Below are 26,483 nucleotides of genomic sequence, written 5' to 3' on the forward strand. Positions count from 1 at the left end.
TGAACCAGCGTCAGACGCGGATTACTCCATGTCCTTCAGCCAGTCGGTGCTCTTGAACCACTTGTCATGCAGACGATCGTAGGTGCCGTCTTCGTGGATCTGCTTGAGGAAGTTGTTGATGAAGTTGATCGAGTCGTAATCGCCCTTCTTCAGGCCGAAAGCCAGCGGCTCGTAGGTGAACGGCTGGTCCAGGAAGACCAGCTTGCCGGCGCCGAACTTGTTGACGGCCACGACGTTGTAGGGCGAATCGTAGATGAAGGCGTCGGCCTTGCCGTTGACCACGTCCATGACCGCTTCGGGCTCGTTGTCGAAGCCGTGGTACTGGGCCTTGGAGAGCTGCTTCTTGGCGACGAACTCACCGGTGGTGCCGATCTTGGAGGTGATGCGGTACTTCGCATCGTTCAGGTCCTTGTAGGACTTGATGGTGCCTTCCAGGTCCTTGCGGATCAGCAGGGTCTGGCCAACCACGATGAAGGGATCGGAGAAGTTCAGGCGCAGGTTGCGTTCCTGGGTCAGGGTCATGCCCGAGCCGATCATGTCGAACTTGTCGGTCAGCAGGGCCGGGATGATGCCGTCGTAGCTGGTGGAAACCAGTTCCAGCTTGACGTTCATGGCCTTGGCCATGGCCTTGAGCAGGTCCACTTCGAAGCCGACGATCTGACCGCGCTTGTTGGTCATCTCGAACGGCATGTAGGTCGGGTCCATGCCCACGCGCAGGGTGCCGCGCTTGGCCGCTTCATCGATGGCGCCAGCCTGCGCCGAGGCCACGCCCACCAGGGCGCAAACGCCCATGACCAGCGATGCCAGGTACTTTTTCATCCCCAAACTCCCAAGCAAATAGAAAGGTCTTCTTGTTGTTCCAGAAATCGAATCGCGCATCCATGACGGCGGGCAATACAGCGCACTGTGCATCGGAAGGGTGCGAAGCCTACCCCATGCGCCTGATATCTCAATCTTTTCTGGATAGCTGGCGCAGGGTACCAGCAGCGCCGCACGGGGAAAACAGGGAAACTCGCCGGCCGCCCTCGTCCGCAGCGGGACGAGGGCGAGCGAGCGTCAGGACTGCGCAGCGGGCAGCGTCAGCGGGGGCTGCTCGGCGACCGGCGCCAGCGGCACGGCCGGTGCGTGACTATCGGCCCGCAGCGACTGCTGCCACTGGCCGATCCACTGTTCCTTGTTGCCCTGCCAGAGCGCCAGGTGCAGGCGCGACAGCGCAACCGGATCGCTCAGCAGCGCCAGGCGCAGGCTGCCGTCCAGTTGCTCGGGGCTGGCATCCAGCGCCCTCTGAACGCGCTCGGCGCGCATCGCCTCGATGGAATCGGCCTTGCCGTGGCGGGCCGTACCCATGGCGCAGGCCAGGGCGTTGAGCACCGGGTCGACGGCGGCGCGGACGAAACCGTCCTTCAGCGCCTGCCAGCGGTTCTGGTAGGTGTACTCGTCGGTAGCACGCAGTTCGCGCGGGGTGTCGTATTCCTCGGGGATGAGGAACAGCTTTTCATCGCGCGAGGCCAGGCCCAGCTTGACCCGGCTGCTGATCACCGAGACCGGGATCGACAGCATCAGAGCGCCGACGATGGGCGACAGCCACCACAGGAAACGCGGGTTGAGCCAGGCCACCAGCAGCGCCCAGCACAGGCCCAGCAGGGTCTGCAGGCCGTGACGGCGGATCGCCTCGCTCCACGGGGTGTCATCGTCGTCACGCTGCGGCGACTTCCACTGCGCTTCCCAGCCAAGGAACGCGGCCAGCACGAAGCGGGTGTGGAAGAGCATGCGTACCGGGGCGAGCAGCACGGAGAAGAGCATCTCCAGGAGCATGCTCAGGGTCACCTTGATCACGCCGCCGTAGCCCTTGGCGCCTTTGGCCCAGATCAGCATAACGCTGAGCAGCTTGGGCAGGAACAGCAGGGTCAGGGTGGTGGAGAACAGGGCGATGGCCTTTTCCGGGTGCCACTGCGGCCAGATCGGGAACAACTGGCGCGGCTCGAGGAAGTACTGCGGCTCCATCAACTGGTGCACCGCCAGCAGCGCGGTGGACAGCACCAGGAAGAAGAACCACAGCGGCGCCGACAGGTAGGACATCACGCCGGTGAGGAACACCGCACGGTGCACCGGGTGCATGCCCTTGACCAGGAACAGACGGAAGTTCATCAGGTTGCCGTGGCACCAGCGGCGGTCGCGCTTGAGCTCGTCCAGCAGGTTGGGCGGCAATTCCTCGTAGCTGCCTTCCAGGTCGTAGGCGATCCACACGCCCCAGCCGGCGCGGCGCATCAGCGCGGCTTCGACGAAGTCGTGGGAGAGGATCGCACCGGCGAATGAGCCCTTGCCCGGCAACGGCGCCAGGGCGCAGTGCTCGATGAAGGGCTTCATGCGGATGATCGCGTTGTGGCCCCAGTAGTGCGACTCGCCCAACTGCCAGAAGTGCAGGCCGGCGGTGAACAGCGGGCCGTACACGCGGGTGGCGAACTGCTGCATGCGCGCATACAGGGTGTCCATGCCCGACGCCTTGGGCGCGGTCTGGATGATGCCCGCCTCGGGGTTGGCCTCCATCAGGCGCACCAGCTTGGTCAGGCAGTCGCCGCTCATCACGCTGTCGGCGTCCATGACGACCATGTACTTGTACTGGCCGCCCCAGCGACGGCAGAAGTCGTCGATGTTGCCGCTCTTGCGCTTCACCCGGCGCCGCCGGCGGCGGTAGAAGATGCGACCGAAGCCCTTGGCCTCGTTGCACAGCTCGATCCAGGCCTTTTCCTCGGCCACCGCGATGTCCGGCTGGTTGGTGTCGCTGAGCACGAAGAAGTCGAAGCGGTCCAGCTCGCCGCTGGCGGCCACCGACTCGAAGGTCGCGCGCAGGCCAGCGAAGACCCGCGGAACGTCCTCGTTGCAGATCGGCATGACGATCGCGGTACGCGCTTCCGGGGCGATCGGCTCGTTGCCGGCGCTGCTGCCGGAAATCCGGTAGCGGTCACGGCCGGTAAGCAGTTCCCAGAAGCCCATCAGGGCGGTCCAGAAGCCGGCGGACACCCAGCAGAAGAGGATGGCGAACAGCGTCAGCACGCCGAACTGGATCAGGTACGGCAGCACCTGCTCCAGGGTCTGCAGCCAGGTCTGGCGGTTGATCTCTTCCAGATCGACGAACGCCCAACCCTGGTACGGCAGGATGCCCTTCATGTAATAGGTGGCGACGCTGGTCTGGCCCAGCATCAGCAGCACCAGGATGAAACGGCGCCAGGAGCCGACCCGCTGCCAGCGCGCCTTGGGCAGGTCGCGAACCGGTCTGGACGGGTTGCTGCGCCCGGTGAGGCGACGCCAGCCGCGAATCAGCGGGTTGGTGCGCCAGGGTTCGGGGATGACCTTGGTGCGCTGGATCGGCGGCGCGGCCTTGAGGTAGGTACGGCCGTTGTCGTCCATACCCAGCATCCGGGCGTCGTCCAGCTCCTGGCCGTAGCCGTGGCGCAGGCGCGCCCCGACCGAGGCCAGCGCGACGTCGTCGCTCTGGGAATCATCGCCAGCGAGCTGCTCGTGCAGCTCGCTGAAGGACCCGGCCCGGGCCAGACGCTCACGCTCGGCCGCCGAAAGCGGCAGGTGCGCGAGGTAGTCGGCCACCGGCGCGGTGGTAGCGGTGGAGTTATTCATCGGCAGGCAGCTGGTAGCTCCAGGTTTCGGAAATGGTCTGGCCGCCATTCACCAGCGCGGCGCGCATTTCCGTCGGCTTCTTCGGATCCTTGACCTTGATCCGCAAGGTCAGACGCCAGCCTTGGGTCACCGGGTTGTAGCGCAGGTTGTTCTCCTTGACCTCGGCATTGTCGTCCGTGCTTACCTGAGTGCTCACCGGCGCATCACCGGCCAGCGCCTTCAGGGTCGGGCCGACGAAGTCGACGACCAGAGCGGTGCTGCCGTCCGGCTGGCGGATCAGGTTCTTCTGCTTCACGTCACCCACGGAACGCAGGGTCTGCATGACCCAGGAGGATTTCGGATCGTGCAGCGCCTCTTCGTCCCTGGTCCAGCGCATGCGGTAGGCGAAGTCCAGCGGCTCGCCGGCTTCGGGACGCTTCTCGGGGTTCCAGAAGGCGACGATATTGTCGTTGGTTTCGTCCGGAGTGGGGATCTCCACCAGCTCGACGGTGCCCTTGCCCCAGTCACCCTGCGGTTCCACCCAGGCGGACGGGCGCAGGTCGTAGCGGTCATCCAGGTCCTCGTAGCGGGAGAACTCGCGGCCGCGCTGCAGCAGGCCAAAGCCTTTCGGGCTCTCGACGCTGTAGGCGCTGACGGACAGGTGTTTGGGGTTGTTCAGAGGACGCCAGATCCACTCGTCGTTGCCGGCGTGGATCTGCAGGCCGGTGGAGTCATGCAGCTCCGGACGGAAGTTGTGCTCGGCGGACGGCTGGTTGGAGCCGAACAGGAACATGCTGGTCAGCGGCGCCAGGCCCAGTTTGGACACCTTGTCGCGCAGGAAGACGCGCGCCTTCACATCGACCACGGTGTCGTTGCCCGGGCGGATGATGAAGCGATACGCACCGGTGGCACGCGGCGAATCCAGCAGGGCGAAGATCACCAGATGCTTGTCGGTGGGCTTGGGATGCTCGATCCAGAACTCGCGGAAGCGCGGGAACTCCTCGCCGGACGGCAGCGCGGTGTCCATCGCCAGGCCACGGGCGGACAGGCCCCACCACTGGTCCTTGCCGATGATGCGGAAGTAGCTGGCGCCCAGGAAGGTGCCGATCTCGTCCTGCTTTTCCGGGGAATTGATCGGATAGAGGATGCGGAAGCCGGCGTAACCCAGGTCCTTGGTGGCATTGGCGTCGAATTTCAGCGTACCGAAGTCGAAACGCGAGGGATCGTACTTGATCTCCTTGACGCTGGTGGAGGTCACTTCGTTGATCTTCACCGGCGTGTCGAAATGCATGCCCTGGTGATAGAAGCTGATCTTGAAGGGAGTCTTGTCGCCAGCCCAGTAAGCCTTCTCGTTGCGGAAGCGGATCTGCTGGTAGTCAGCGAACTTCATTTCGCTGAATTCCGATGGCAGGTTGCTGGTCGGTGCGCTGTACTTTTCGCCCGCCAGCGACTTGGCGCGCTCGGCCACGTCGTCAAGATTGAAAGCCCACGCCTGGCTGGTGCTCAACGCCACAAGAGCGGAACCGACCAGCACGCGCAGGAAGCTAAGAGGTTGTTGAACGGAACGGAAAATCACGAGTCCCCCTCGTCCGTGAACACAAAACTAATAAGGCCAGCAAAGGCGATGCCAATTTGCCGGCGATTGAATTCCGACCCCGGTGAGCCTGAATGATTCCCCGTTATTTTCCACGGGTACTTACGACTCCCGGAGACGCATTGTTCTAGATGCATATGCCCTAACCATCATCCCACGGCGTTATGACAAGCTGCCGCGCGTTCAAGCCTCCAGAAGAAAGGTCACCGGCCCGTCATTGACCAGGTGGACCTGCATGTTGGCGCCGAAACGACCCGTGGCGACCAGCGGATGACGGGCTCGTGCCTGTTCCACGAGTAGATCGAACAACGCGGCGCCCCTTTCGGGTGGCGCCGCGCTGGAAAAGCTTGGCCGAAGCCCCTTGCGGGTGTCCGCGGCCAGGGTGAACTGCGAAACCAGCAACAAACCGCCACCGACATCGCTCAACGAAAGGTTCATTTTACCTTCATCGTCGCCAAACACTCGATAGTTAAGCAGCTTGTGCAACAAACGATTTACCGACTCCTCGCTGTCCTGCGGCTCGACGCCCACCAGGACCAGCAGGCCGTGATCGATGGAACCGACCACTTCACCCTCGACTTCGACGCGGGCGCCACGCACCCGCTGGATCAAACCCTTCATTCAGCCTCCGGCGGGAGGTTCAGCAGGCGGCGGCCGATTTCATTGGTCGCACGCACCAGCGCATCGGTGATTCCCGCCTCGCTCGCCGCGTGGCCGGCGTCGCGGACGATCTGCAGTTCGCTGTTGGGCCAGGCCTTGTGCAGCGCCCAGGCATTGTCCAGCGGACAGACCACGTCGTAGCGGCCGTGGACGATCACGCCCGGCAGGTGGGCGATCTTGTGCATGTCGCGCAGCAGCTGGTCCGGCTCCAGGAAGCCGCGGTTGACGAAGTAGTGGTTCTCGATGCGGGCGATGGACAGCGCGCGATGCGGGTCGGAGAAACGATCGACCACCGCCGGGTTCGGCCGCAGCGTGGCGGTGCGCCCTTCCCAGGTAGACCAGGCACGGGCGGCGTGCATCTGGGCGATCTGGTCGGGGCCGGTCAGGCGGCGATGGAAGGCGTTCACCAGGTCGTCCTGCTCGTCCGCCGGGATCGGGGCCAGGTAGTCCTCCCAGTAATCGGGGAACAGGCGGCTCGCGCCTTCCTGGTAGAACCAGTGGATTTCCTGCGGGCGGCACAGGAAGATGCCGCGCACGATCAGCGCCAGCACGCGCTCGGGATGGCTCTGGGCATAGGCCAGTGACAGGGTCGAGCCCCAGGAGCCGCCGAACAGCACCCACTTGTCGATGCCCAGGTGCTCGCGGATGCGCTCGATGTCCTGCACCAGGTGCCAGGTGGTGTTGTTCTCCAGGCTCGCGTAGGGCGTGGAGCGACCGCAGCCACGCTGGTCGAAGGTGACGATGCGGTAGATGTTGGGATCGAAGAAGCGGCGCGACATGGCATCACACCCGGAGCCCGGGCCGCCATGGATGAACAGAACCGGCAATCCATCGGGCATACCGCTTTCATCTACATAAAGGACGTGCGGCTCCTCGACGGCCAGTTCATGGCGGGCGTAAGGCTTGATTTCCGGATACAAAGATTGCATGGCTCGCTCCTGGATCAGTGCATACGGTCGCTCCCGGGCCATTAACCATCCTAGGGCCTGCACCGACTTGTCGAAAGTCGCATTGCCGTAGCGCGATCTCTATCAAAGGTCTTCGGCGTCCACGGTGTCGGGCATGATACTCGGGCCAGCGAAAAACCCATAAGGGAGTTAGTGCGCCATGCCACGGAAGTTGTTTCTTTCTCTGATATTGCTGCTGGTGGCGTTGACCGGTTGCGGTCACGACGACCCACGGGTGCAACTCGACGCCGCCGTCAAGCAATTGCAGGACAACCTGGAAGCCAAGAATAGCGGGGCGGTGATGGATCAGCTGCATGCCGACTTCCGCGCCAACGGCGAGTTCGACCGCGACTGGGCGCGGCGCACCATGACGCTGATGTTCCTGCGCCACCAGCAGGTAAAGGTGATCGTCCTCTCCAGCGACAGCCAGCTCGACCCGACCTACTCCAGCCGCGGCCACACCCAGGCCCAGGTCGCCCTCACCGGCGCCGAGAACCTGATCCCCGACAGCGCCGCGCACTACAGTGTGAAACTGGAATGGTGGCGCGAAGGCTCCGACTGGAAACTGGCGAGGCTCGACTGGCAATGACTTCTCCCCTGCAACACCGCATTCGCGCCGCCGGCCTGCTGGTGCGCGACGAACACATCCTGCTGGTGCGCCACGAGGTGGCCGGGGACGTGTACTGGATCCCACCGGGCGGCGGCTTCGAGTCGGACAAGGACGAATCCACCCGCGACACGGTGCGCCGCGAGTGCCGGGAGGAAACCGGGCTGGCGGTGGAGGTTGGCCCGCTGGTGTACGTGCGCGAGTTCGCCGAACCGGTGGCCGGGCGCTTCCACATGGAGCTGTTCTACCGCGTCGATGCCTGGGACGGCCGGGTCAGCCTGGACAACCTGCACGGTCTGGGTGGCGACGAGTTCGATATCCGCGAAGTCGCCTGGGTGCCGCGAGGGCAGCTGCCGCACCTGCCCTCCTTCTACCCCGCCGAATTGCTCGACGACGTCTGGGAACGCCTGGCCGAGGCGCAGCCGATGATCCGCCACCTCGGCCTGCAACGCTGACCAGGGTTACTGCACGGGCTCGCTGGTCGGCTTGGCGATGATCGCCTGGAGTTCGGCAGTCATGGGGAATTCCAGGTTGAGGTTCTTCGGCGGGATCGGCTGCTCGAACCAACGCTGATAGATGCCCTTGATCTCGCCGGAGGCGTAAAGATCGGCCAGCGTCTGGTTGACCAGGGCGAGGAACTGCGGATCGTCCTTGCGCACCATGCAGGCATAGATTTCCCGCGATTGCGGCTCACCCACCACCACCCACTGGTGCGGGTCACGGGCCTTGGCCTTCTCGCCGTAGAGCAAGGCGTCATCCATATAGAAGGCCACCGCACGGCCGGACTGCAGCATGAGGAAGGCTTCGCCGTGGTCCTTGGCGCTGACCACGTTCATGCCCAGGTTGTGTTCGGCGTTGTAGGCCTTGAGGTAGCGCTCGTTGGTGGTGCCGGCGGTGGTTACCACGTTCTTGCCCTTGAGGTCGGCAAAGTCGTGGATGCCGCTGTCCTTGGCGGTCAGCAACTGGCCCTTCACATAGATGAAGCCGTAGGAGAAGGCGACCTGCTTCATGCGCTCCGCGGTGACGCCGGTGGAGCCGCATTCCAGGTCCACGGTGCCGTTCTGCACCAGCGGGATGCGCGTCTGCGAGGTCACCAGGTTGTACTTCACCTTCAGGTCCGGTTTGTCCAGCTTCTGCTTCAGGCGCTCGACCACCTTGCCGGCCAGGTCCACCGAGTAGCCCATGGGCTGGCCACTGTTGTCGCCCAGGTAGGAGAACGGCACCGAGGCATCGCGATAACCCAGGGTTATCGTGCCGCGCTCAGCGACTTTCTTCAGCGTGCCGTCCAGTACCTCGTCGGCCTGCGCCAGCGCGCAGACCAGGCTGGACGCCGCCAGCATTCCCAGTGCAAATCGTTTCATGGGTTTGATCCTTCTTGTTGTTGTGAGTCAGGTTGAGGTTCAGGGCCTGGCGGCGATCACCGTGATTTCCACCAGAACCTGCGGCCGCGCCAGCAAGGCCTGCACCGTGGTGCGGGTCGGTGCGCAACCGGCTGGCAGCCAGTCCGACCACACGCCGTTCATGGCCTCGAAGTCGGTCGTGATGTCCTTGAGGTAGATGGTCGCGCTGAGAATATTCGCCTTGTCGGTGCCGGCCTCGGCCAGCAGCGCGTCGATCTTCGCCAGCACTTCCTCGGTTTGCCCCCGGATATCGGTGGCTTGGGCAGGCACCTGCCCGGAGAGGAACACCAGCGAGCCGAAGACCATAGCGCCGGAGAGGCGGTCGTTGGTGGCGATGCGGGTAAGTTGCATGGTCAATCTCCAGATTCGCGAAATCAGCTGGCCAGACGCTGGGGCGTCAGGCCCTGGGTATCGATGCCGGGGCGGCGCCCGGCGATTTGTGCGGCGATGAGCTGCGCGCTGCCGCAGGCCAGGGTGAAGCCGAGCGCACCGTGGCCAATATTCAGCCAAAGCCCGCGCGGCCCGCAGGCGCCCACCAGTGGCACACCCGTGGGCGTCGCCGGGCGCATGCCGGCCCATTCGATGGCGGCGCCGTAGTCGCAGGCGTCGGGCAGGGTATCCACCGCCTGCTGGCGGATCAGCGCCAGCCGCTTGGGCTCCAGGCGCGGATCGAAGCCGACGATATCGACCATGGCGGCAATGCGCAGGCGATCGCCGATACGTGCATAGACCACCTTGCGGTCGTAATCGGTGAGGCTCACGTCGGGCGCGCGGTCGCCGGCGCGGATCGGCGCGGTCAGGCTGTAGCCCTTGAGCGGATAGAGCGGCAGGCGCGGCCCGCCCGGCAGCAGGGCCGCGCTGCGATAGCCGGCGGCGAGCACGACGTGATCGGCCTCGAAGCTCTCCCCGCCCGCCTCGACACCCGCCACGGCACCATTACGCAGGAGCAGCCGCGAAGCCGGGTGGGCGTAGAGCAGACGGCAACGCCCGGACGCCTGAAGCCGCTCGGCCAGCCGCTGGCAGAACAGGAAGCAATCGGCGACCTCCTCGTCCGGCGTGTGGATGCCACCCACAAAGGGCGCACGCTCCAGTGCCGGGTCCAACTCACGGCACTGCTGCGCCGAGAGCACGAACTGCGCGGAGGGATCGGACAGGTTCTGCCGAGCGCTGCGGAAGCTGCCTGCGTCGCGAAAGGCCACCAGCTTGCCGTTACGCCGCCAATCGAAGCCGTCCAGACCGATTTCTCGCCACTGCGCCAGCGTCGCCTGGCTGAACAGCGCCAGGCGCAGCAGATGCTTGGCGTTGGCCTGGTTCACCGAACGCCGGCAGGCCGCCGTGAACTCCATCAGCCAGCGCCACTGCGCCGGGTCCAGGCGCGGGCGCAGGCGCAGCGGCGAGTCCCCGCGCAGCAGCCAACCCAGCGCCTGCTGCGGTACGCCGGCATCGGCCAGCGGCGCCACATAGCGGTAGGACAACTGGCCACCGTTGGCGAAGCTGGTTTCCAGCCCGGCCGCATCGCGCGCCTCCAGCACGGTGACGTCGAATCCTTCGAGGACCAGCGCCTGGGCGGTGGCCAGTCCGACCACGCCCGCGCCGATGATGCAAACCCGCTGTGCCATTTCCGCCCCACCACCCGAGAGATTCCAGGCCTCGACCTTAGGGCCGGATGACAGGCGGCGAACAATGAATAAAGATGGGCAACCCATAACCTTGCGTTATACACGTTCGTTATTCATACAAGGGGGAGACCCATGCGCCTGCGCCATATCGAAGTGTTCCAGGCCATCCGCGAGACCGGCTCGGTCAGCGGCGCCGCGCAGTTGCTGCACGTTTCCCAACCGGCGGTGACCAAGGTGCTGCAGCACGCCGAGCAGCAACTGGGCTTCCCGCTGTTCCTGCGCGTACGCGGAAAACTGCAGGCAACGCCCGAGGCGCTGGAACTGGAGCGCGAAGTGGCCAAGGTCAGCGAAAGCCTGCAGGGCGTGCGCCGTCTGGCGCAGAGCCTGCGCGGCCAGCCGGAGAACCGCCTGCGCGTGGGCGCCACGCCGGCCATGGCGCTGTCGCTACTGCCGCCGGTGATCCGCGAATGGACCGACCGCTATCCGCAAAGCAGTTGCGAGCTGGCCACCCAACATTCCCGCGAGCTGATCCAGAACCTGCTGATGCGCGAGCTCGACCTCGCCCTGACCCTGCAGCAGACCGACCACCCCGGCCTGCGCTCGCAGCCCATCGCCAGCGGCCCGCTGGTGGCCTTGGCGCCGAGCGGGCACTGGCCTGAGGAACGCCTGGGCAAACCCCTGACACTGGGCGAACTGGCGGGCGAACCGATGATCGGGCTGTCCACTTCCGATCCGCTGTCCGCCCGCCTGGAAGGCCACCTGGCGAATATCGAACCGCCGCCGCGTGTGCGTATCGCGGTGCAGACCTACGCACTGGCGCGCACGCTGGTGGAAGCCGGGACGGGATTGGCGCTGGTCGATCCCTTCACTGCGCTGGGCGCGGACGAGCGCCTGACGGTGCAACGCACCTTGTCGCCCACCGTGAAGGTGACCCTCTATGCCCTTACGCGCGCCGACGAAACGCCACCACACACCCAGGCGCTGCTCCTGGAGATGCTGGTGCGGCATGCCGAGGGACAACTGGCGCAGCACCGCTTCGAATAAAAGACAGCCCCCTGCCGCCCCGGGGAAACGCCGCCGGGATGCGTGGTCCAGCGGCGCCGCGCCGACAACCCCCGGGCGCGGCAGGAAGCTGCGTAAACTCAGCGCCCGTAGCGTTCGCGACCCCAGGCGATGAAGGTTTCCAGCATGCGCCGGAGCACCTGGGCGGTGGGCGCGGCGAGGTCTTCGCGGTAGCCGAAGGGCGCCTGCTCATCCATGTAGTTGCACTGCGCGAGCTCCAACTGCACCGCGTGCACGTTGTCCTGCGGCTGGCCATAGTGGCGGGTGATATGCCCGCCCTTGAAGCGGCCGTTGAGGATGTGGAGATAGGCAGGCGCGTCGGCGCAGACCGCTACCAGTCGCTCGGCCAGCTCCGCGTCACAGCTGGCGCCGCTGTTGGTGCCGATGTTGAAGTCCGGCAGCTTGCCGTCGAACAGGTGGGGGATCACCGAGGCGATCGAGTGGGCATCCCACAGCAGCGCGTAGCCGAATTCGGCCTTCAGGCGCGCCAGCTCGTCGGCCAGGGTCTGGTGATAAGGGGTCCAGACTTCGGCCAGGTAACGCGCGCGCTCCTCGGCGGACGGGACCTGGCCGTCCTTGAACAACGGGCGGCCATCGAACAGGGTGTCCGGGTACAGGCCGGTGGTGGCGGTGCTGTACAGCGGCTTGTCGTCGGCCGGGCGGTTGAGGTCGACGACGTAGCGCGAGTAGCCGGCGGCCAGGGTGCTGGCGCCCAGCTCTTCGGCGAAGGCGTAGAGCCTGGGAATGTGCCAGTCGGTATCGGCCAGTTCGCGGGCTTCGTCGACCAGGCCGGCTTCCACCGCCGGGGTCAGGCGGGTGCCGGGGTGCGGCATGCTGATCAGCAACGGCACGCGGCCGCGCTTGAATTCGAGAACGTTATCCATGGGTAACCTCTTCTCCATGACGAATGACGCGCTTGGGCAGGTCGCCGCCGAGCCAGTAGGCCAGTTCGGCGGGACGCTGGATGTCCCAGGCGATGAAGTCGGCGACCTTGCCCGCTTCCAGGCTGCCGTGGCTGTCGGCCATGCCCAGCGCCCGCGCGGCGTTGAGGGTGACGCCGGCCAGCGCTTCTTCCGGCGTCAGGCGGAAGGCGGTGCAGGCCATGTTCAGCATCAGGCGCAGGGACAGCGCCGGCGAGGTGCCGGGGTTGAGGTCGCTGGCGATGGCGATGTTCACGCCGTGCTTGCGCAGGGCGTCCATCGGCGGCAACCGGGTTTCACGCAGGACGAAGAAGGCGCCCGGCAGCAGCACGGCGACGGTGCCCGCCTCAGCCATGGCGATGGCGTCGCTTTCGTCCATGAATTCGAGGTGGTCGGCGGACAACGCGCCGTAGCGCGCGGCCAGGCTGGAGCCATGCAGCGACGACAGCTGCTCGGCGTGCAGTTTCACCGGCAGGCCCAGGCGCTGGGCGGCCTGGAACACGCGCTCGACCTGCGCCGGGGAGAACGCCAGGTGTTCGCAGAAGGCGTCCACCGCGTCCACCAGCCCTTCCTCGGCCAGTACCGGGAGGATGTGGGTGCAGATACGGTCGATGTACTCATCGGCGCGGCCGGCGTATTCCGGGGGTAGCGCATGGGCCGACAGGCAGGTGGTGCGCACGGTCACCGGCAGTTCCTGCTCCAGCCGGCGGGCCACGCGCAGCATGCGGCGCTCGCTTTCCAGATCCAGGCCGTAGCCGGATTTCACTTCCAGCACGGTCACGCCATCGGCCAGCAGTGGGCGGGCGCGCTTGATGGCGCTGGCCAGCAGCTCGTCCTCGCTGGCCTCGCGGGTGGCGCGTACGGTACTGGCGATACCGCCACCGGCGGCGGCGATCTCGGCGTAGCTGACGCCATTCAGGCGCTGCTCGAATTCGCCGCTGCGATCACCACCGAACACCAGGTGGGTATGGCAGTCGATGAGGCCAGGCGTGACCCAGGCGCCGCCCAGGTCGGTGCTCTGTGCGGGTCGCTCGGGCAGTTCGGCGCGCGGGCCGATCCAGGCGATGCGATCACCTTCGGTGATGATCGCAGCGTCCTCGATGATGGCGTAGCGACCGCCCTTCATGGTCGCCGCGTGACAGTGGTGCCAGAGGTGTTTCATTGCAGTCTCCCGATGCTCGCGCCGACGCCTTGCAGCGCCGCCGGGTCGGCCAGCAGCGCGGTGGCGCGGTCGATGTCCGGCGCCAGCCAGCGGTCGCTGTCGTAGGCCGGTACCTGTTCGCGCAGCAGGCTCCAGGCGCAGTCAGTGCCGGCGCCGAAGCGCTGCGGCTTGAGGAATTCGAAGGCCTGGGCGGCCAGCAGGTATTCGATGGCAAGGATACGTCGGGTATTGTCGATGGCCCGGCCCAGTTTGAGCGCAGCGCTGGTGCCCAAGCTCAGGTGGTCTTCCTGCAGGCCGGACGTGACGTAGTTGTCGACCACCGCCGGTTGCGCCAGCTGGCGGTTCTCGCCGGCCAGGGAGGCGGCGACGTACTGCACGATCATCATTCCCGAGTTGACGCCCGGCTGGCTGACCAGGAAGGCCGGCAGACCGCTGACCAGCGGGTTGATCAGGCGGTCCAGGCGGCGCTCGGCAACGCCGCCCAGCTCGGCCACCGCAATCGCCAGCAGGTCGGCGGCCATGGCCACGGATTCGCCGTGGGGGTTGGCCTGGGACACCACGCGGTAGTCGTCCGGCGTGCCCAGCACCAGCGGGTTGTCGGTGGCGGAATTGAGCTCGGTCTCGATCTGCTTCGCCGCGTGCTCCAACTGGTCGCGGCAGGCGCCATGGATCTGCGGCATGGAGCGAATGCTCAGGGCGTCCTGGGTGCGGATGCCCTTGCTGGCGGCGATCACTTCGCTGCCTTCGAGCAGCGCGCGCAGGTTGGCGCCGACCTTCTGCATGCCCGGGTGCGGCTTGAGCGCGATGATCTCGGCGTCGAAGGCGTCGATCTGCCCGCGCAGGGCTTCGAAGCTCATGGCGCCGATGACGTCGGCCCACTGGCTCAGGCGCGTCGCGTCGTCCAGGGCGAGGCAGCTCAGGCCGGTCATGCACGGCGTGCCGTTGACCAGGCAGAGCCCGTCCTTGGCGCCCAGTTGCACCGGCTCCAGGCCTTCAGCAGCCAGGGCGCGGGCCGCGGGAACGACTTCGCCGCGATAGCTCACGTCCCCGATACCCAGCAGCGCCACGCCAACGTGGGCCATGTGGGTCAGGTAACCCACCGAGCCCTGGGATGGCACGCGTGGGGTGATGCCGTGGTTGAGCAGCGCCAGCAGGGCTTCCACCACGCGGCGGTGCAGGCCGGACTTGCCGTGGCTGTAGTTGCCGATCGCGGCAGCGATGATCGCGCGGGTCTGCTCGTCCTTCAGCGGCTCGCCCACGCCGCAGGCATGGCTGAGCAAGGTGTTGCGCGACAGTTGCGCCAGTTGCTCGCCCTGCAGCACCACGTTGCACAGCGCGCCCAGCCCAGTGCTGATGCCATAGGCCCGCTCACCCCGGCTGACGATGCGTTCGACGATGCCGTGGGCGTTGTCGATGCGCGCCCAGGCCGCCGTCGACAGTTGCAGGCGCGCGCCGTGGCGCGCCACCGCGACCAGGTCCTGCCAGCGCAACGGGCCGTTGCCGAAGGTGATGGTGGAAGAGGACGACATGCGGAACTCCTGTAGGCGGGGAAGCCCCCTTCCCCGCCGGTAAATGGCGTTAGATCGCCGCGACGCGGCGCTGGACGAAGCGGTCGACGTACTCGTCGGCGGGCTTGTGCAGGATGTCGGTCGGCGCGCCGACCTGGATCAGCTGGCCGTCCTTGAGGATGGCGATGCGGTTGCCGATGCGCACGGCTTCATCGAGATCGTGGGTGATGAAGACGATGGTCTTGTGCAAGGTCTTCTGCAGCTCCAGCAGTTGGTCCTGCATGTCGGCGCGGATCAGCGGGTCGAGGGCGCTGAAGGCTTCGTCCATGAGGATGATGTCGGTGTCGGCGGCCAGTGCGCGGGCCAGGCCAACCCTTTGCCGCATGCCGCCGGAGAGCTGGTGCGGGTAGGACTTCTCGTAGCCCTTCAGGCCCACGGTGGCGATCCAGTGCAGCGCACGCTCCTGGCACAGCGCCTTGCTTTCGCCGCGGATCTTCAGGCCGTAGGCGACGTTGTCGAGCACGCTCTTGTGCGGCAGCAGGCCGAAGCTCTGGAACACCATGCTGATCTTGCGCCGACGGAAGTTCTCCAGGGCGGCGGCGTCGTAGGTGAGGATATCTTCGCCGTCCACCAGGATCTGCCCGCTGGTGGGGTCGATCAGGCGGTTGAAGTGGCGCACCAGGGTCGACTTGCCGGAACCGGACAGGCCCATGATGACGAAGATTTCCCCGGCCTCGATGGACAGCGAGAGATCGTTGACGCCAACCACGCAATCGGTGGCGGCCAGCACCTCGGCCTTGCTCTTGCCCTGGCGGATCATCCCCAGCGCAGCGTCGGCCTTGGCGCCGAAGATCTTGTAGACGTTCTTGACCTGGATCTTGCTCATTTGCTGGCCTCATGGTGGCGCGAGCGGCCGTAAGCCTGGGTGATGCGGTCGATGACCACGGCGAGGATGACGATGGCCAGACCCGCTTCCAGGCCCTTGCCGACGTTGAGGGTCTGGATGCCTACCAGCACGTCCTCGCCCAGGCCGCGGGCACCGATCATCGAGGCGATGACCACCATCGACAGGGCCATCATGGTGGTCTGGTTGATGCCGGCCATGATGCTCGGCAGCGCCAGCGGCAGCTGCACACCGAACAGTTGCTGGCGGCGGTTGGCGCCGAAGGCGGTGATGGCTTCCATCACTTCGCGGTCGACCTGGCGGATGCCCAGGTCGGTCAGGCGGATCAGCGGCGGTGCGGCGTAGATCACGGTGGCGAAGATCGCCGGTACCTTGCCCAGGCCGAACAGCATCAGCACCGGGATCAGGTACACGAAGCTGGGCATGGTCTGCATGATGTCCAGGAGCGGCAGCAGCACGGCGCGAAAGCGATCGCTACGCGCGGCAACGATGCCCAGCGGGATGCCGATCAGCACCGAGATGATCGTCGCGACCATCATCAGCGCAAGGGTCTGCATCAGCTTGTCCCACAGACCCACGGCGCCCACCAGGAACAGCAGTCCGACGATCACGACGGTCGGCAGGATGCGCCGGGTGGCGTGCCAGGCGATGCCGGCGACGATGGCCAGCATCAGCCACCAGGGAGTGGCCCGCAGCACGCCTTCCAGGTTGACGATGGCCCAAAGCAGGGTATCGGAGATGTGGCGAAACACGTCACCGTAATTGGTGACCAGGGCATCGACCCAACCGTTGACCCAGTCGGCGATGGAGAAGGTGAAGCGTTCGGGGAACATGGCACGTACTCGTCAGGAGTGGGCATCACCGGGGACCGTGCTAGCGGCCCCCGGATTCGGCGGCGTCAGAGCGCAGCCTGGACCTTCTTCGCAGCGTCCTCGCTGACCCAGGTGGTCCACACTTCCGGGTGCTCCTTGAGGAAGGACTTGGCCAGTTGCTCGGAGGTGAGTTTCTCCTTGGCCATCTTCGCCAGGTTCTGGTTCAACAGGTCGATCGGCAGATTGACCTTCTCCAGCACGGCCACCAGCTCCGGCGCCTGATCGTGGAAGGTCTTCGACAGACCGACCTGGATCTTCACGTCCTTGTTCACACCTGGTTCATCCAGCTTCACCAAGTCGGCCTGGCCCATCAGCGGCGTCGGCGACCAGTAGTAGAAGAGGATAGGCTCCTTGCGCTTGTAGCTCGACAGCACGGCGGCATCCAGGGCCGGGCCGGTGCCGGGACGGAAGTTGGTGTATTTGTTCTCGAGGCCGTATTTCTTCAGCATCTCGGAGTTCTCCAGCTCGCAGGTCCAGCCGGCCGGGCAGTTGTAGAAGCGGCCCTTGCCCGGCTCTTCCGGGTCGCGGAACAGCTCGGCGTACTGTCCAAGGTCGGTCACGGCCTTCAGGTTCGGTGCCTTGGCTTCGATGCCACGCGCCTTGTCGCCTTCGATCACGAAGCGCGGCACGTACCAGCCTTCGGTGGCGCCGACGATGGGGGCGCCCACGCCGACCACCTTGTTGGCGGCGGCGGCCTTGTTCCAGGCGTCGCTGCGGCCGATCCACTCTTCACCGAAGACCTGAATGTCGTTGTTGGCCAGGGCCTGTTCCATGGTGATGGAGTTGCCCGGCAGGCTGTCGGTTTCGCAGCCGTAGCCGTTCTTCAGGATGATCTGCATGACGTCGGTGAGCAACATGCCGCTCTCCCAGTTCAGTCCGGCGAATTTCACCGGCTTGCCACTTTCGCACCAGCCGGCAGCCTGGGCCGAAGCCATGGTGCCGCCCAGCAGACCGGCGGAAAGGAACAGTCCCAGCAGCGTCTTCTTGGTGTTGTTCATCTGATGCTCCTAAACGTGAATGAGGTTGGGCAGTGCAAGGGCCGCCTCCTTGCGCAGGCGGCCGGCCGGTCTGTTCAGGTGCGGGCCGGCAGGATCAGCCGGTCCGGTACTGCCCGCGTAACGCGCCGGGCGACCAGGTAATAGAGAACGGCCGGAACCACGAGGCCGATGATCCAGGAGATATCCACGCCACCGAGGGCGTCCACCAGCGGGCCGGTGTAGAACTTGGTGGAGATGAACGGCAGCTGCACCAGCACACCGATCACGTAGACGCTGATGCCGGGGATGTTCCAGCGACCGTAGCGGCCATCGGGGTCGGCCAGCGCCGGCACGTCGTAGTGCTCACGGGTGATGCAGTAGTAGTCCACCAGGTTGACCGCGCTCCACGGGGTGAAGAAGGCCAGCAGGAAGAGGATGAACGACTTGAACGCGCCGAGGAACGAGTGCTGGCCGAGCAGCGCGATCAGGGTCGCGGCGCCCACGATCAGCAGGACGAACACCAGTCGCTGCAGGCGCGACACTTCCAGGTGGCCACGGAAGCCGCTGATCACGGTGGCGATGCACATGAAGCTGCCGTAGGAGTTCAGCGTCGAGATGGTGATCTTGCCAAAGGCGATGCTGAAGTACAGCAGCGCGGCCACGGCGCCACTGCCGCTCAGGCCGACGATATAGGCCACTTCATGGCCGGCGAATTGCCCGTTGGCCCCGGCCGCAGCGAACACGCCGAAGATCATCGCCACTTGCGCACCGATCACAGAACCTGCGCCGACGGCGAGGAAGGTCTTCACCGACGACGTCTTGCTCGGCAGGTAACGCGAGTAGTCGGCGACGTAGGGGCCGAAGGCGATCTGCCAGGAGGCCGCCAGGGACACCGCGAGCAGGAAGCTGCTCCAGCTGAAGTGGCGGATTTCCAACAGCGCACTGATGTCGGTCTGGCTCATCAGGCGGCTGAACAGGTAGACGAAGGCGATCACGCCGATAACGCTGGCGATGCGGCCGATGACATGGATCACCCGGTAGCCGAGCACGGTCACCAGCACGATGACACTGGCGAACATCAGGATGCCGATGCTGTCGCTGACGCCGAACAGCTGGCCCAGCGCCTGGCCGGAAAGCACCGTGCCGGTGGCGGTGAAGCCCAGGTACATCAGGCATACCAGCACGATCGGGATGGCTGCGCCGTAGACACCGAACTGCACGCGGCTGGAGATCATCTGCGGCAGGCCGAGCTTCGGCCCCTGCGCCGCATGCAGCGCCATCACGCCACCACCCAGCAGTTGGCCGATCAGCAGGCCGATCAGCGACCAGAACACGTCGCCACCCAGCACCACGGCCAGGGCGCCGGTGACGATGGCGGTGATCTGCAGGTTGGCGCCCAGCCACAGGGTGAACTGGCTGTAGAGCTTGCCGTGGCGCTCGGCCTCGGGAATGTAGTTGATCGAGCGCACCTCGATCAGGGGGTTGGAGCTATCACTGGCTTGGGACATCGTTATTGTTCTCCCGAAGGGAATTCTTGTCGGTCGATGTACATCTCTACGGACCGGGCCGCCGCACCACGCCGTGCGGCGGCCCCCTCCCTGGTCCCGGCGGCGAACCGCCCTCTTATTACTTGCCAGTGATCATCGGCAGGTTCAGGCCCTGTTCCTTGGCGCAGTCGATGGCGATCTGGTAGCCGGCGTCGGCATGGCGCATCACGCCGGTGCCTGGGTCGTTGGTCAGTACGCGGGCGATGCGCGCGGCGGCCTCGTCGGTGCCGTCGCAGACGATCACCATGCCCGAGTGCTGGGAGAAGCCCATGCCCACGCCGCCGCCGTGGTGCAGCGAAACCCAGGTGGCGCCGCTGGCGGTGTTCAGCAGGGCGTTGAGCAGCGGCCAGTCGGACACGGCGTCGGAGCCGTCGCGCATGGCTTCGGTTTCGCGGTTCGGGCTGGACACCGAGCCGGAGTCGAGGTGGTCGCGGCCGATCACGATCGGGGCTTTCAACTCGCCGCGGCGCACCATTTCGTTGAACGCCAGGCCGAGCTTGGCGCGCTGGCCCAGGCCGACCCAGCAGATGCGCGCCGGCAGGCCCTGGAAGCTGATGCGCTCCTTGGCCATGTCCAGCCAGTTGTGCAGGTGGGCGTCGTCCGGGATCAGCTCCTTGACCTTGGCGTCGGTCTTGTAGATGTCCTCGGCATCGCCGGACAGCGCGGCCCAGCGGAACGGGCCGATGCCACGGCAGAACAGCGGGCGGATGTAGGCCGGAACGAAGCCGGGGAAGTCGAAGGCATTCTCGACGCCCTCTTCCTTGGCCATCTGGCGGATGTTGTTGCCGTAGTCGAAGGTCGGGATGCCCTGCTTCTGGAACTCCAGCATGGCGTTGACGTGCACGGCCATGGACTGCTTGGCGGCCTTCACCACGGCGGCCGGTTCGGTCTGCGCGCGGTCGCGGTACTGCTCCCAGGTCCAGCCGGCCGGCAGGTAGCCGTTGAGCGGGTCGTGGGCGGAAGTCTGGTCGGTGACCATGTCCGGGCGCACGCCGCGCTTGAGCAGTTCCGGGAGGATTTCCGCGGCGTTGCCCAGCAGGGCGATGGAGATGGCCTTGCCTTCGGCGGTGTATTGGGCGATGCGCGCCAGGGCGTCGTCGAGGTCCTTGGCCTGCTCGTCGACGTAACGGCTGGCGAGGCGGAAGTCGATGCGGCTCTGCTGGCATTCGATGTTCAGCGAGCAGGCGCCGGCCAGGGTCGCGGCCAGCGGCTGGGCGCCGCCCATGCCGCCCAGGCCGGCGGTGAGCACCCAGCGGCCCTTGAGGTTGCCGTCGTAGTGCTGGCGGCCGGCCTCGACGAAGGTTTCGTAGGTACCCTGGACGATGCCCTGGCTGCCAATGTAGATCCAGGAGCCGGCGGTCATCTGGCCGTACATGGCCAGGCCCTTGGCGTCCAGTTCGTTGAAGTGTTCCCAGTTGGCCCAGTGCGGCACCAGGTTGGAGTTGGCGATCAGCACGCGCGGGGCATTGGCGTGGGTCTTGAACACGCCGACCGGCTTGCCGGACTGCACCAGCAGGGTCTCGTCTTCATTCAGCGCTTTCAGGGTCTCGACGATCTTGTCGTAGCACTCCCAGTTGCGCGCGGCGCGGCCGATGCCGCCGTAGACCACCAGTTCCTTCGGGTTCTCCGCGACTTCCGGGTCGAGGTTGTTCATCAGCATGCGCAGCGGTGCTTCGGTCAGCCAGCTCTTGGCATTCAGTTGAGTGCCGCGCGGGGCACGGATTTCGACGTCGCGGAATTTGGTCACGGGAGACTCCTTCGGTAGCTCGGTTTCGGGAAGCTCAGGGGCAGCTTCGGGCGGTTCGTTCGAAGGTTCCGAGCTGTCAGGCGAATCGCTCAGAATCTTCATGTCTATGCTTGTATGTACAAGTATAAGCAAACGAAAGGCCAACCTCGCTTTAACCGGATCGAAGAGCGTCCAAATAAAGATTCAACTAATTGATTTATAAGAATTTATTTTTAATGATCAGCCAGACTCGAACGACTGACAGGCGTTTCGCAGCGAAGGCAAACGCACCAGGAAGAAGCTCATCTGCACCCTTTCGTGGCATTCGGTAACACCGCCCGTTACGAAGGAACGCAGGTTGTATAGACAAGCAACTCGCCGTTACCCCGCATGCCCGGCGATTCGCTTCCACTCCGCTTCGATCTTGCTGATCACCCGACCTGTGATCACTGCTACCGCCCCGATGAAAAAGCCGTTTCGGCGGAGCAAGGCCGTAACTGCAACAGCCGAAACATCCGTGCCAGCCCCGGAGCTCTTCAGGGAAGTTGTGGGGCATGTCACTCCCCCGGCGCCCGCAGCAGATCACGACCATCGGACTGGAAATGCCCCGGACGGCAACATTCACTTACTGGAGAACGGCCGCACGCAGCACCGACCGAGGCTGGCGCAAATCCGAGGCCATGGCACGGCGATTGCTATACCTGTATATACAGGATACGACCACGGTAACACTTCACCGATTCCAGGAAGCTGACATGTCCGAAACCCTGCTCCTAACGCCCGGCCAGTTCGACCTCGACCAGCTGCGCGCCATCTATCAACACCAACCCCCCCTGCAGCTCGCCGACGAGTGCCGCGAGACCATCCTGCGCAGCGCCCAGACGGTCAGCCAGATCATCGCCGACCAGCGCACCGTCTATGGCATCAATACCGGCTTCGGCCTGCTCGCCCGCACCTCGATTCCCGAGGACCAGTTGGCGACCCTGCAACGCAACCTGATCCTCTCCCACTGCACCGGCACCGGCCCCTTGCTGGACGACGCCAGCGTGGCGCTGATCATGGCGCTGAAGATCGGCTCCCTGGCGCGCGGTTTCTCCGGCGTCGGCCTGCCGGTGATCGAGACGCTGCTCAAGCTTTACCAGGCGCGGGTCTATCCTTGCATTCCGTCCCAGGGCTCGGTGGGCGCCTCGGGCGACCTGGCGCCGCTGGCGCACCTCTCCTCTGCACTGATCGGCGTCGGCCAGGTCCGCCACGAAGGACGCATCCTCGACGCGGTGGAGGGTCTGGCCCTTGCCGGCGCCACGCCACTGACCCTCGGTCCGAAGGAGGGCCTGGCGCTGATCAATGGCACCCAGGTCTCCACCGCCCTGGCGCTGCGCGGGCTGTTCGCGGCGGAGAAGCTGTTCATTTCGGCGGTGGTCGCCGGCAGCCTGAGCGTGGAAGCACTGAAAGGCTCGTTCGTCCCCTTCGACGCGCGCATCCAGGCCGTGCGCGGCCAGCCGGGACAGATCGCGGTCGCCGCGCTGTACCGCGAGCTGCTGCATGACAGCCCGATCAACCAGTCGCACATCGACTGCAAGCGCGTGCAGGACCCCTACTCCCTGCGCTGCCAACCGCAGGTGATGGGCGCCTGCCTCGACCACCTGCGTTTCGCCGCCGGGGTGTTCCTGCGCGAGGCCAATGCCGTCTCCGACAACCCGCTGGTGTTCAGCGCCGACGGCGACGTGCTCTCCGGCGGCAACTTCCACGCCGAGCCGGTGGCCATGGCGTCGGACGTGCTGGCGCTGGCGATCTCCGAGATCGGCGCACTGTCGGAGCGACGCATCGCCCAACTGGTGGACCCGGCGATGTCCGGCCTACCGGCCTTCCTGGTCAAGGAAGGCGGCCTGAACTCCGGCTTCATGATCGCCCAGGTCACCTCGGCGGCGCTGGCCTCGGAGAACAAGACCTGGGCGCACCCGGCCTCGGTGGACAGCCTGCCGACCTCGGCGAACCAGGAAGACCACGTGTCCATGGCCACCTTCGCCGCCCGTCGCCTGCTGGACATGGCCGGCAACAGCGCCGGGGTCGTCGCCATCGAACTGCTCGCCGCAGCGCAAGGCGTGGACTTCCACGCGCCACTGCAGAGCTCGCCGCAATTGCAGGAAGTGCGCACGCTGATCCGCAGCCAGGTGCCGCATTACGAGCAGGACCGCTACTTCGCCCCGGACATCGCTGCGGCGCGGGCCTGGGTCGAAGAGGGGGTGATGAGCCGCTGGATTGGCTACGAGCGGTTGTATTCGTAACCCACGATGTAGGGCGCATAACGCCTTTGGCGTTATCCGCCGCTCGGCCATGACGGCGGATAAAGCGTTCCGCTTCATGCGCCCTACGGATCAACATCCCACCAACAAAAAGGGCGCCTCCCGGCGCCCTTTTCTGTTCAGCGTGCTTCGAGTTCTATCACGCAGATACCCGCACTGCCCGCCACCGTCAGCCGCCACTCGTGCAGCATACCGTCGCCTTCGGCGATCAGCGTGTCGTGCAGTCCCAGCACGGCGCTGGCCTGGCCGTTCAGGCTGGCGTGAATCCCCTCGCCGGCACTGAATAGCAGCACCGTCGACGCGCTGCTGAAGAAGTGCGCGTCGCGGTCCAACCGCAGCCACTGCAAACGTGCCCGGTAGCGAGAGGGCGAATAGATCAGGTTGAAGTCGCGAATCGCGCCGCCCAGCAGGGTGCAATCCACCGCACTGGCGCCATCGAAGGCGAATGCATCGAGGACGTGCAGGTCACGGGAATCGATGCCATCTACGTTCAGGCGCATGCCCTCGCCTTCCAGGACGCTGATGACACGCTGGTAACCAGTGAAAGCCGAGAAAGGCCCTGGGGCGCCAACGTCGGCGATGGACACGCGCCAGCCGAAACCTTCCAGCCCGTCGCCAGCGTCGCGGACGATCTCACGGGTAGTGCCCGCGCCGTTCTTCCAGGGCATCGCCGGGTAGTCGGCGGCGCGCAAAAGCTTCACATCGGTCATGAGCTGAAACGTCCTTCCAGGCGGTAGCGCGACCCCGGATAGAGCAGGCGCGCGCTGGTCACGGTATTGCGTCCCGACCAGGTGCGCCGACGAATCAGCAGGCACGGCTCGTGGCGGTCGATGGACAGTAGCTTGCATTCCTCAGGGCTGGGCAGCACCGCCTCGACCACGTGCTCGCCCTCGCTCAGTGGCGCGACCTGGGTGAGGTAGGCGAACGGCGTCTGCCCGGTGAAATCCTGCTTCAGGTAATCCGGCGCCACGGCGGCGTTCACGTAGCGGTCCTCGATCTGCACCGGGATATCGTTCTCGTAGTGCACGATCACCGAGTGGAAGATGCGCTGGCCTTCGCGCACATCCAGCGCCAGGGCGCGCTCGGCACTGGCCAGCTCCTCCACCAGGCTGACCACCACCAGGTGATGCTTGTGCCCGCGGGCGGTGATTTCCTCGGCGATGTTCTGCACCTGGAACAGCGCCGACTGGCCCTTGGGCTCGGCGACGAAGGTCCCCACACCCTGCATGCGCACCAGCAGGCCGTCGGCGGTCAGCTCGCGCAGCGCGCGGTTGATGGTCATCCGGCTAACACCCAGTTCCGCCACCAGTTCGGCTTCCGATGGCACTCGGTGGTGAGGCGGCCAGGTGCCGGACTGGATCTGCTGGACGATCATCTGCTTGACCCGCGCGTACAGCGGCGCGGGAATTTCCCCCATCTGCGCGGCGAGCGACGAACCCTCGACGGGCGGGGTAGGCGTGGGCGATGCGGGCACGGGAAACTCCTTGTCGTGGCGACAGTACGGTGCAACTACGGTATGACTCCGGCATGTACCGGATTCGACTCGTGCAGACAAGTCCTCAGACCGTCGGGTTGCCACGCAGTTTACGGACTTGGCAAACGTCTGTATATGTATATACAAATTCCAAGAACCCTGCGAGGCCCCGCGCATGTCCGTCCTGTTCGCCGAATCCGCCCTGCTGCCCTCCGGCTGGGCGCGCAATGTCCGCTTCGAGATCGATGCCGACGGCTTGTTCACCGCGATCACTGCGGACGCCAGCGATGCAGGCGCCGAGCGTGTTGCCGGCCCGCTGCTCGCAGGCATGCCGAACCTCCACTCGCACGCATTCCAGCGCGCCATGGCGGGCCTGGCGGAGGTCGCCGGCAATCCCAACGACAGTTTCTGGACGTGGCGTGACTTGATGTACCGCCTGGTCGGCCGCCTGTCGCCCGAACAGGTCGGGGTGATCGCCCGCCAGCTCTACATCGAGATGCTCAAGGCCGGTTACACCGGCGTCGCCGAATTCCATTACGTGCACCACGACGTCGACGGCAAGCCCTACGCCAATCCGGCGGAGCTGGCCCTGCGCGTCAGTCAGGCCGCGGCCGACGCCGGCATCGGCCTGACCTTGCTGCCGGTGCTCTATTCCCACGCCGGCTTCGGTGGCCAGGCGCCAAGCGAAGGCCAGCGCCGCTTCATCAACAGCACCGAAGGCTACCTGAAGCTGATCGACGGCCTGCGGTCGCACCTGGCGACCCAGCCGCAGCAGAGCCTCGGCCTGTGTTTCCATTCCCTGCGCGCGGTCACTCCGCAGCAGATCGCCGAGGTGCTGGGAGCCGACTCCACCGGCTGCCCGGTGCACATCCACATCGCCGAGCAGCAGAAGGAAGTCGACGACTGCCTGGCCTGGAGCGGCCGCCGCCCGTTGCAGTGGCTGTACGAGAACGTCGATGTGGACGAGCGCTGGTGCCTGGTCCACGCCACCCATGCCGAGGCCGACGAAGTGACCTCGATGGCGCGCAGCGGCGCGGTAGCCGGCCTGTGTCTGACCACCGAAGCGAACCTGGGCGACGGCATTTTCCCGGCGGTGGACTACCTCGCCCAGGGCGGCCGCTACGGCATCGGTTCGGACAGCCACGTCTCCCTGAGCGTGGTCGAGGAACTGCGCTGGATGGAATACGGCCAGCGCCTGCGCGACCAGCGCCGCAACCGCCTGTATGGCGCCAACCAGCCGATGGTCGGACGCACCCTGTTCGACGGCGCCCTCGCCGGCGGCGCCCAGGCTCTTGGCCAACCCACTGGCGCACTGGCCGTCGGCAAGCGTGCCGACCTGCTGGTGCTCGATGGCAGCGATCCGTACCTGCAGACCGCCAGCGGCGACGCCATCCTCAACCGCTGGCTGTTCGCCGGCGGCGACCGCCAGGTGCGCGACGTGATGGTCGCCGGACAATGGCGGGTGCGCGAAGGCCGGCATGCTCTTGAGGAGCAAAGCACCCAGGCGTTCGCTGGCGTGCTGCGCGAACTGCTGGACTGACAGGCCCCTGTAGGAGCGAGCTTGCTCGCGAACAATCTCCGCAGCGGGG

Annotated in this window: 23 protein-coding genes; 5 read left to right on the plus strand and 18 right to left on the minus strand. The window is 65.7% G+C overall.

Going from position 1 to position 26,483, the window contains the following annotated elements; all coding sequences use genetic code 11:
• Window positions 1–21: 21 nt before the first annotated feature.
• The 5 genes from SD196_RS25110 to pip form a co-directional block, all read right to left on the minus strand.
• Window positions 22–819 (minus strand): transporter substrate-binding domain-containing protein, encoded by a 798-nt coding sequence (locus SD196_RS25110; protein WP_207882066.1) that lies wholly within the window; start codon window positions 817–819, stop codon window positions 22–24.
• A gap of 237 nt (window positions 820–1,056) precedes the next feature.
• A complete protein-coding gene (gene mdoH, locus SD196_RS25115; RefSeq protein ID WP_275609022.1) occupies window positions 1,057–3,633 on the minus strand; it encodes a glucans biosynthesis glucosyltransferase MdoH in 2,577 nt (858 codons plus the stop codon).
• A complete protein-coding gene (locus tag SD196_RS25120) occupies window positions 3,626–5,188 on the minus strand; it encodes a glucan biosynthesis protein G (RefSeq protein WP_370600199.1) in 1,563 nt (520 codons plus the stop codon). Before SD196_RS25120 ends, mdoH begins: the two co-directional genes overlap by 8 nt.
• A gap of 201 nt (window positions 5,189–5,389) precedes the next feature.
• Complete coding sequence (gene dtd / locus SD196_RS25125; protein WP_207882060.1) at window positions 5,390–5,827, minus strand: D-aminoacyl-tRNA deacylase; 438 nt, start codon at window positions 5,825–5,827, stop codon at window positions 5,390–5,392.
• Window positions 5,824–6,795, minus strand: a complete 972-nt coding sequence (pip, locus tag SD196_RS25130) for a prolyl aminopeptidase (protein WP_275609023.1) — start codon at window positions 6,793–6,795, stop codon at window positions 5,824–5,826. Before pip ends, dtd begins: the two co-directional genes overlap by 4 nt.
• Before the next feature lie 178 nt (window positions 6,796–6,973).
• On the opposite strand from pip, the gene SD196_RS25135 reads away from it, so the two are divergent.
• Both SD196_RS25135 and SD196_RS25140 read left to right on the plus strand, forming a co-directional pair.
• On the plus strand, window positions 6,974–7,402 hold the full coding sequence (locus tag SD196_RS25135; RefSeq protein WP_331317933.1) for a hypothetical protein: 429 nt from the start codon (window positions 6,974–6,976) through the stop codon (window positions 7,400–7,402).
• On the plus strand, window positions 7,399–7,875 hold the full coding sequence (locus SD196_RS25140) for an NUDIX domain-containing protein (RefSeq protein ID WP_275609025.1): 477 nt from the start codon (window positions 7,399–7,401) through the stop codon (window positions 7,873–7,875). The genes SD196_RS25135 and SD196_RS25140 overlap by 4 nt, the downstream gene beginning before the upstream one ends.
• Before the next feature lie 6 nt (window positions 7,876–7,881).
• Here SD196_RS25140 and SD196_RS25145 read toward each other — a convergent pair whose 3' ends face one another.
• From SD196_RS25145 to SD196_RS25155, 3 genes are read right to left on the minus strand one after another with little or no spacing between them, the layout of a single operon-like run.
• On the minus strand, window positions 7,882–8,781 hold the full coding sequence (locus SD196_RS25145; protein ID WP_370600200.1) for a transporter substrate-binding domain-containing protein: 900 nt from the start codon (window positions 8,779–8,781) through the stop codon (window positions 7,882–7,884).
• 39 nt (window positions 8,782–8,820) lie between these two features.
• Window positions 8,821–9,171, minus strand: a complete 351-nt coding sequence (locus SD196_RS25150) for a RidA family protein (protein WP_275609026.1) — start codon at window positions 9,169–9,171, stop codon at window positions 8,821–8,823.
• A gap of 23 nt (window positions 9,172–9,194) precedes the next feature.
• Window positions 9,195–10,439, minus strand: a complete 1,245-nt coding sequence (locus SD196_RS25155; protein WP_275609027.1) for a D-amino acid dehydrogenase — start codon at window positions 10,437–10,439, stop codon at window positions 9,195–9,197.
• Between the two features lie 132 nt (window positions 10,440–10,571).
• Here SD196_RS25155 and SD196_RS25160 point away from each other — a divergent pair, with 132 nt between their 5' ends.
• Window positions 10,572–11,483 (plus strand): LysR family transcriptional regulator, encoded by a 912-nt coding sequence (locus tag SD196_RS25160; protein WP_275609028.1) that lies wholly within the window; start codon window positions 10,572–10,574, stop codon window positions 11,481–11,483.
• A gap of 98 nt (window positions 11,484–11,581) precedes the next feature.
• Here SD196_RS25160 and hutG read toward each other — a convergent pair whose 3' ends face one another.
• The 8 genes from hutG to hutU all read right to left on the minus strand — a co-directional run bounded on the left by hutG (window position 11,582) and on the right by hutU (window position 21,138).
• Window positions 11,582–12,385 (minus strand): N-formylglutamate deformylase, encoded by an 804-nt coding sequence (hutG, locus tag SD196_RS25165; RefSeq protein WP_416310798.1) that lies wholly within the window; start codon window positions 12,383–12,385, stop codon window positions 11,582–11,584.
• Window positions 12,378–13,583 carry an imidazolonepropionase gene (gene hutI / locus SD196_RS25170; RefSeq protein WP_416310799.1) on the minus strand — a complete coding sequence of 402 codons (1,206 nt, stop codon included), beginning with the start codon at window positions 13,581–13,583 and terminating at the stop codon, window positions 12,378–12,380. Before hutI ends, hutG begins: the two co-directional genes overlap by 8 nt.
• Complete coding sequence (gene hutH / locus SD196_RS25175) at window positions 13,580–15,112, minus strand: histidine ammonia-lyase (RefSeq protein ID WP_416310800.1); 1,533 nt, start codon at window positions 15,110–15,112, stop codon at window positions 13,580–13,582. The genes hutI and hutH (SD196_RS25175) overlap by 4 nt, the downstream gene beginning before the upstream one ends.
• Before the next feature lie 49 nt (window positions 15,113–15,161).
• On the minus strand, window positions 15,162–15,977 hold the full coding sequence (locus SD196_RS25180) for a quaternary amine ABC transporter ATP-binding protein (RefSeq protein WP_275609032.1): 816 nt from the start codon (window positions 15,975–15,977) through the stop codon (window positions 15,162–15,164).
• Window positions 15,974–16,828 carry an ABC transporter permease gene (locus SD196_RS25185; protein ID WP_275609033.1) on the minus strand — a complete coding sequence of 285 codons (855 nt, stop codon included), beginning with the start codon at window positions 16,826–16,828 and terminating at the stop codon, window positions 15,974–15,976. Before SD196_RS25185 ends, SD196_RS25180 begins: the two co-directional genes overlap by 4 nt.
• A gap of 65 nt (window positions 16,829–16,893) precedes the next feature.
• Window positions 16,894–17,802, minus strand: a complete 909-nt coding sequence (locus SD196_RS25190) for an ABC transporter substrate-binding protein (RefSeq protein ID WP_416311779.1) — start codon at window positions 17,800–17,802, stop codon at window positions 16,894–16,896.
• Window positions 17,803–17,939: 137 nt separating this feature from the next.
• The gene (locus SD196_RS25195) at window positions 17,940–19,352 is read right to left on the minus strand and encodes a cytosine permease (protein ID WP_343576543.1); all 1,413 of its coding nucleotides are present in this window, start codon (window positions 19,350–19,352) and stop codon (window positions 17,940–17,942) included.
• Between the two features lie 118 nt (window positions 19,353–19,470).
• Window positions 19,471–21,138, minus strand: a complete 1,668-nt coding sequence (gene hutU / locus SD196_RS25200; RefSeq protein ID WP_370600209.1) for a urocanate hydratase — start codon at window positions 21,136–21,138, stop codon at window positions 19,471–19,473.
• Window positions 21,139–21,872: 734 nt separating this feature from the next.
• Here hutU and hutH (SD196_RS25205) point away from each other — a divergent pair.
• Window positions 21,873–23,402: a histidine ammonia-lyase gene (gene hutH / locus SD196_RS25205; RefSeq protein WP_343578291.1), complete on the plus strand. Its 1,530-nt coding sequence runs from the start codon at window positions 21,873–21,875 to the stop codon at window positions 23,400–23,402.
• A 137-nt stretch (window positions 23,403–23,539) separates the two neighbouring features.
• Here hutH (SD196_RS25205) and SD196_RS25210 read toward each other — a convergent pair whose 3' ends face one another.
• Together SD196_RS25210 and hutC are read right to left on the minus strand one after the other, a co-directional pair.
• Complete coding sequence (locus SD196_RS25210) at window positions 23,540–24,130, minus strand: HutD family protein (protein ID WP_343578293.1); 591 nt, start codon at window positions 24,128–24,130, stop codon at window positions 23,540–23,542.
• The gene (gene hutC, locus SD196_RS25215) at window positions 24,127–24,837 is read right to left on the minus strand and encodes a histidine utilization repressor (protein ID WP_275612027.1); all 711 of its coding nucleotides are present in this window, start codon (window positions 24,835–24,837) and stop codon (window positions 24,127–24,129) included. The genes SD196_RS25210 and hutC overlap by 4 nt, the downstream gene beginning before the upstream one ends.
• 232 nt (window positions 24,838–25,069) lie before the next feature.
• On the opposite strand from hutC, the gene SD196_RS25220 reads away from it, so the two are divergent.
• Window positions 25,070–26,434: a formimidoylglutamate deiminase gene (locus tag SD196_RS25220; RefSeq protein ID WP_343578294.1), complete on the plus strand. Its 1,365-nt coding sequence runs from the start codon at window positions 25,070–25,072 to the stop codon at window positions 26,432–26,434.
• Window positions 26,435–26,483: the final 49 nt, after the last annotated feature.

The sequence above is a fragment of the Pseudomonas macauensis genome (genome assembly GCF_047902425.1).
In the GTDB taxonomy this organism is placed as follows: domain Bacteria; phylum Pseudomonadota; class Gammaproteobacteria; order Pseudomonadales; family Pseudomonadaceae; genus Pseudomonas.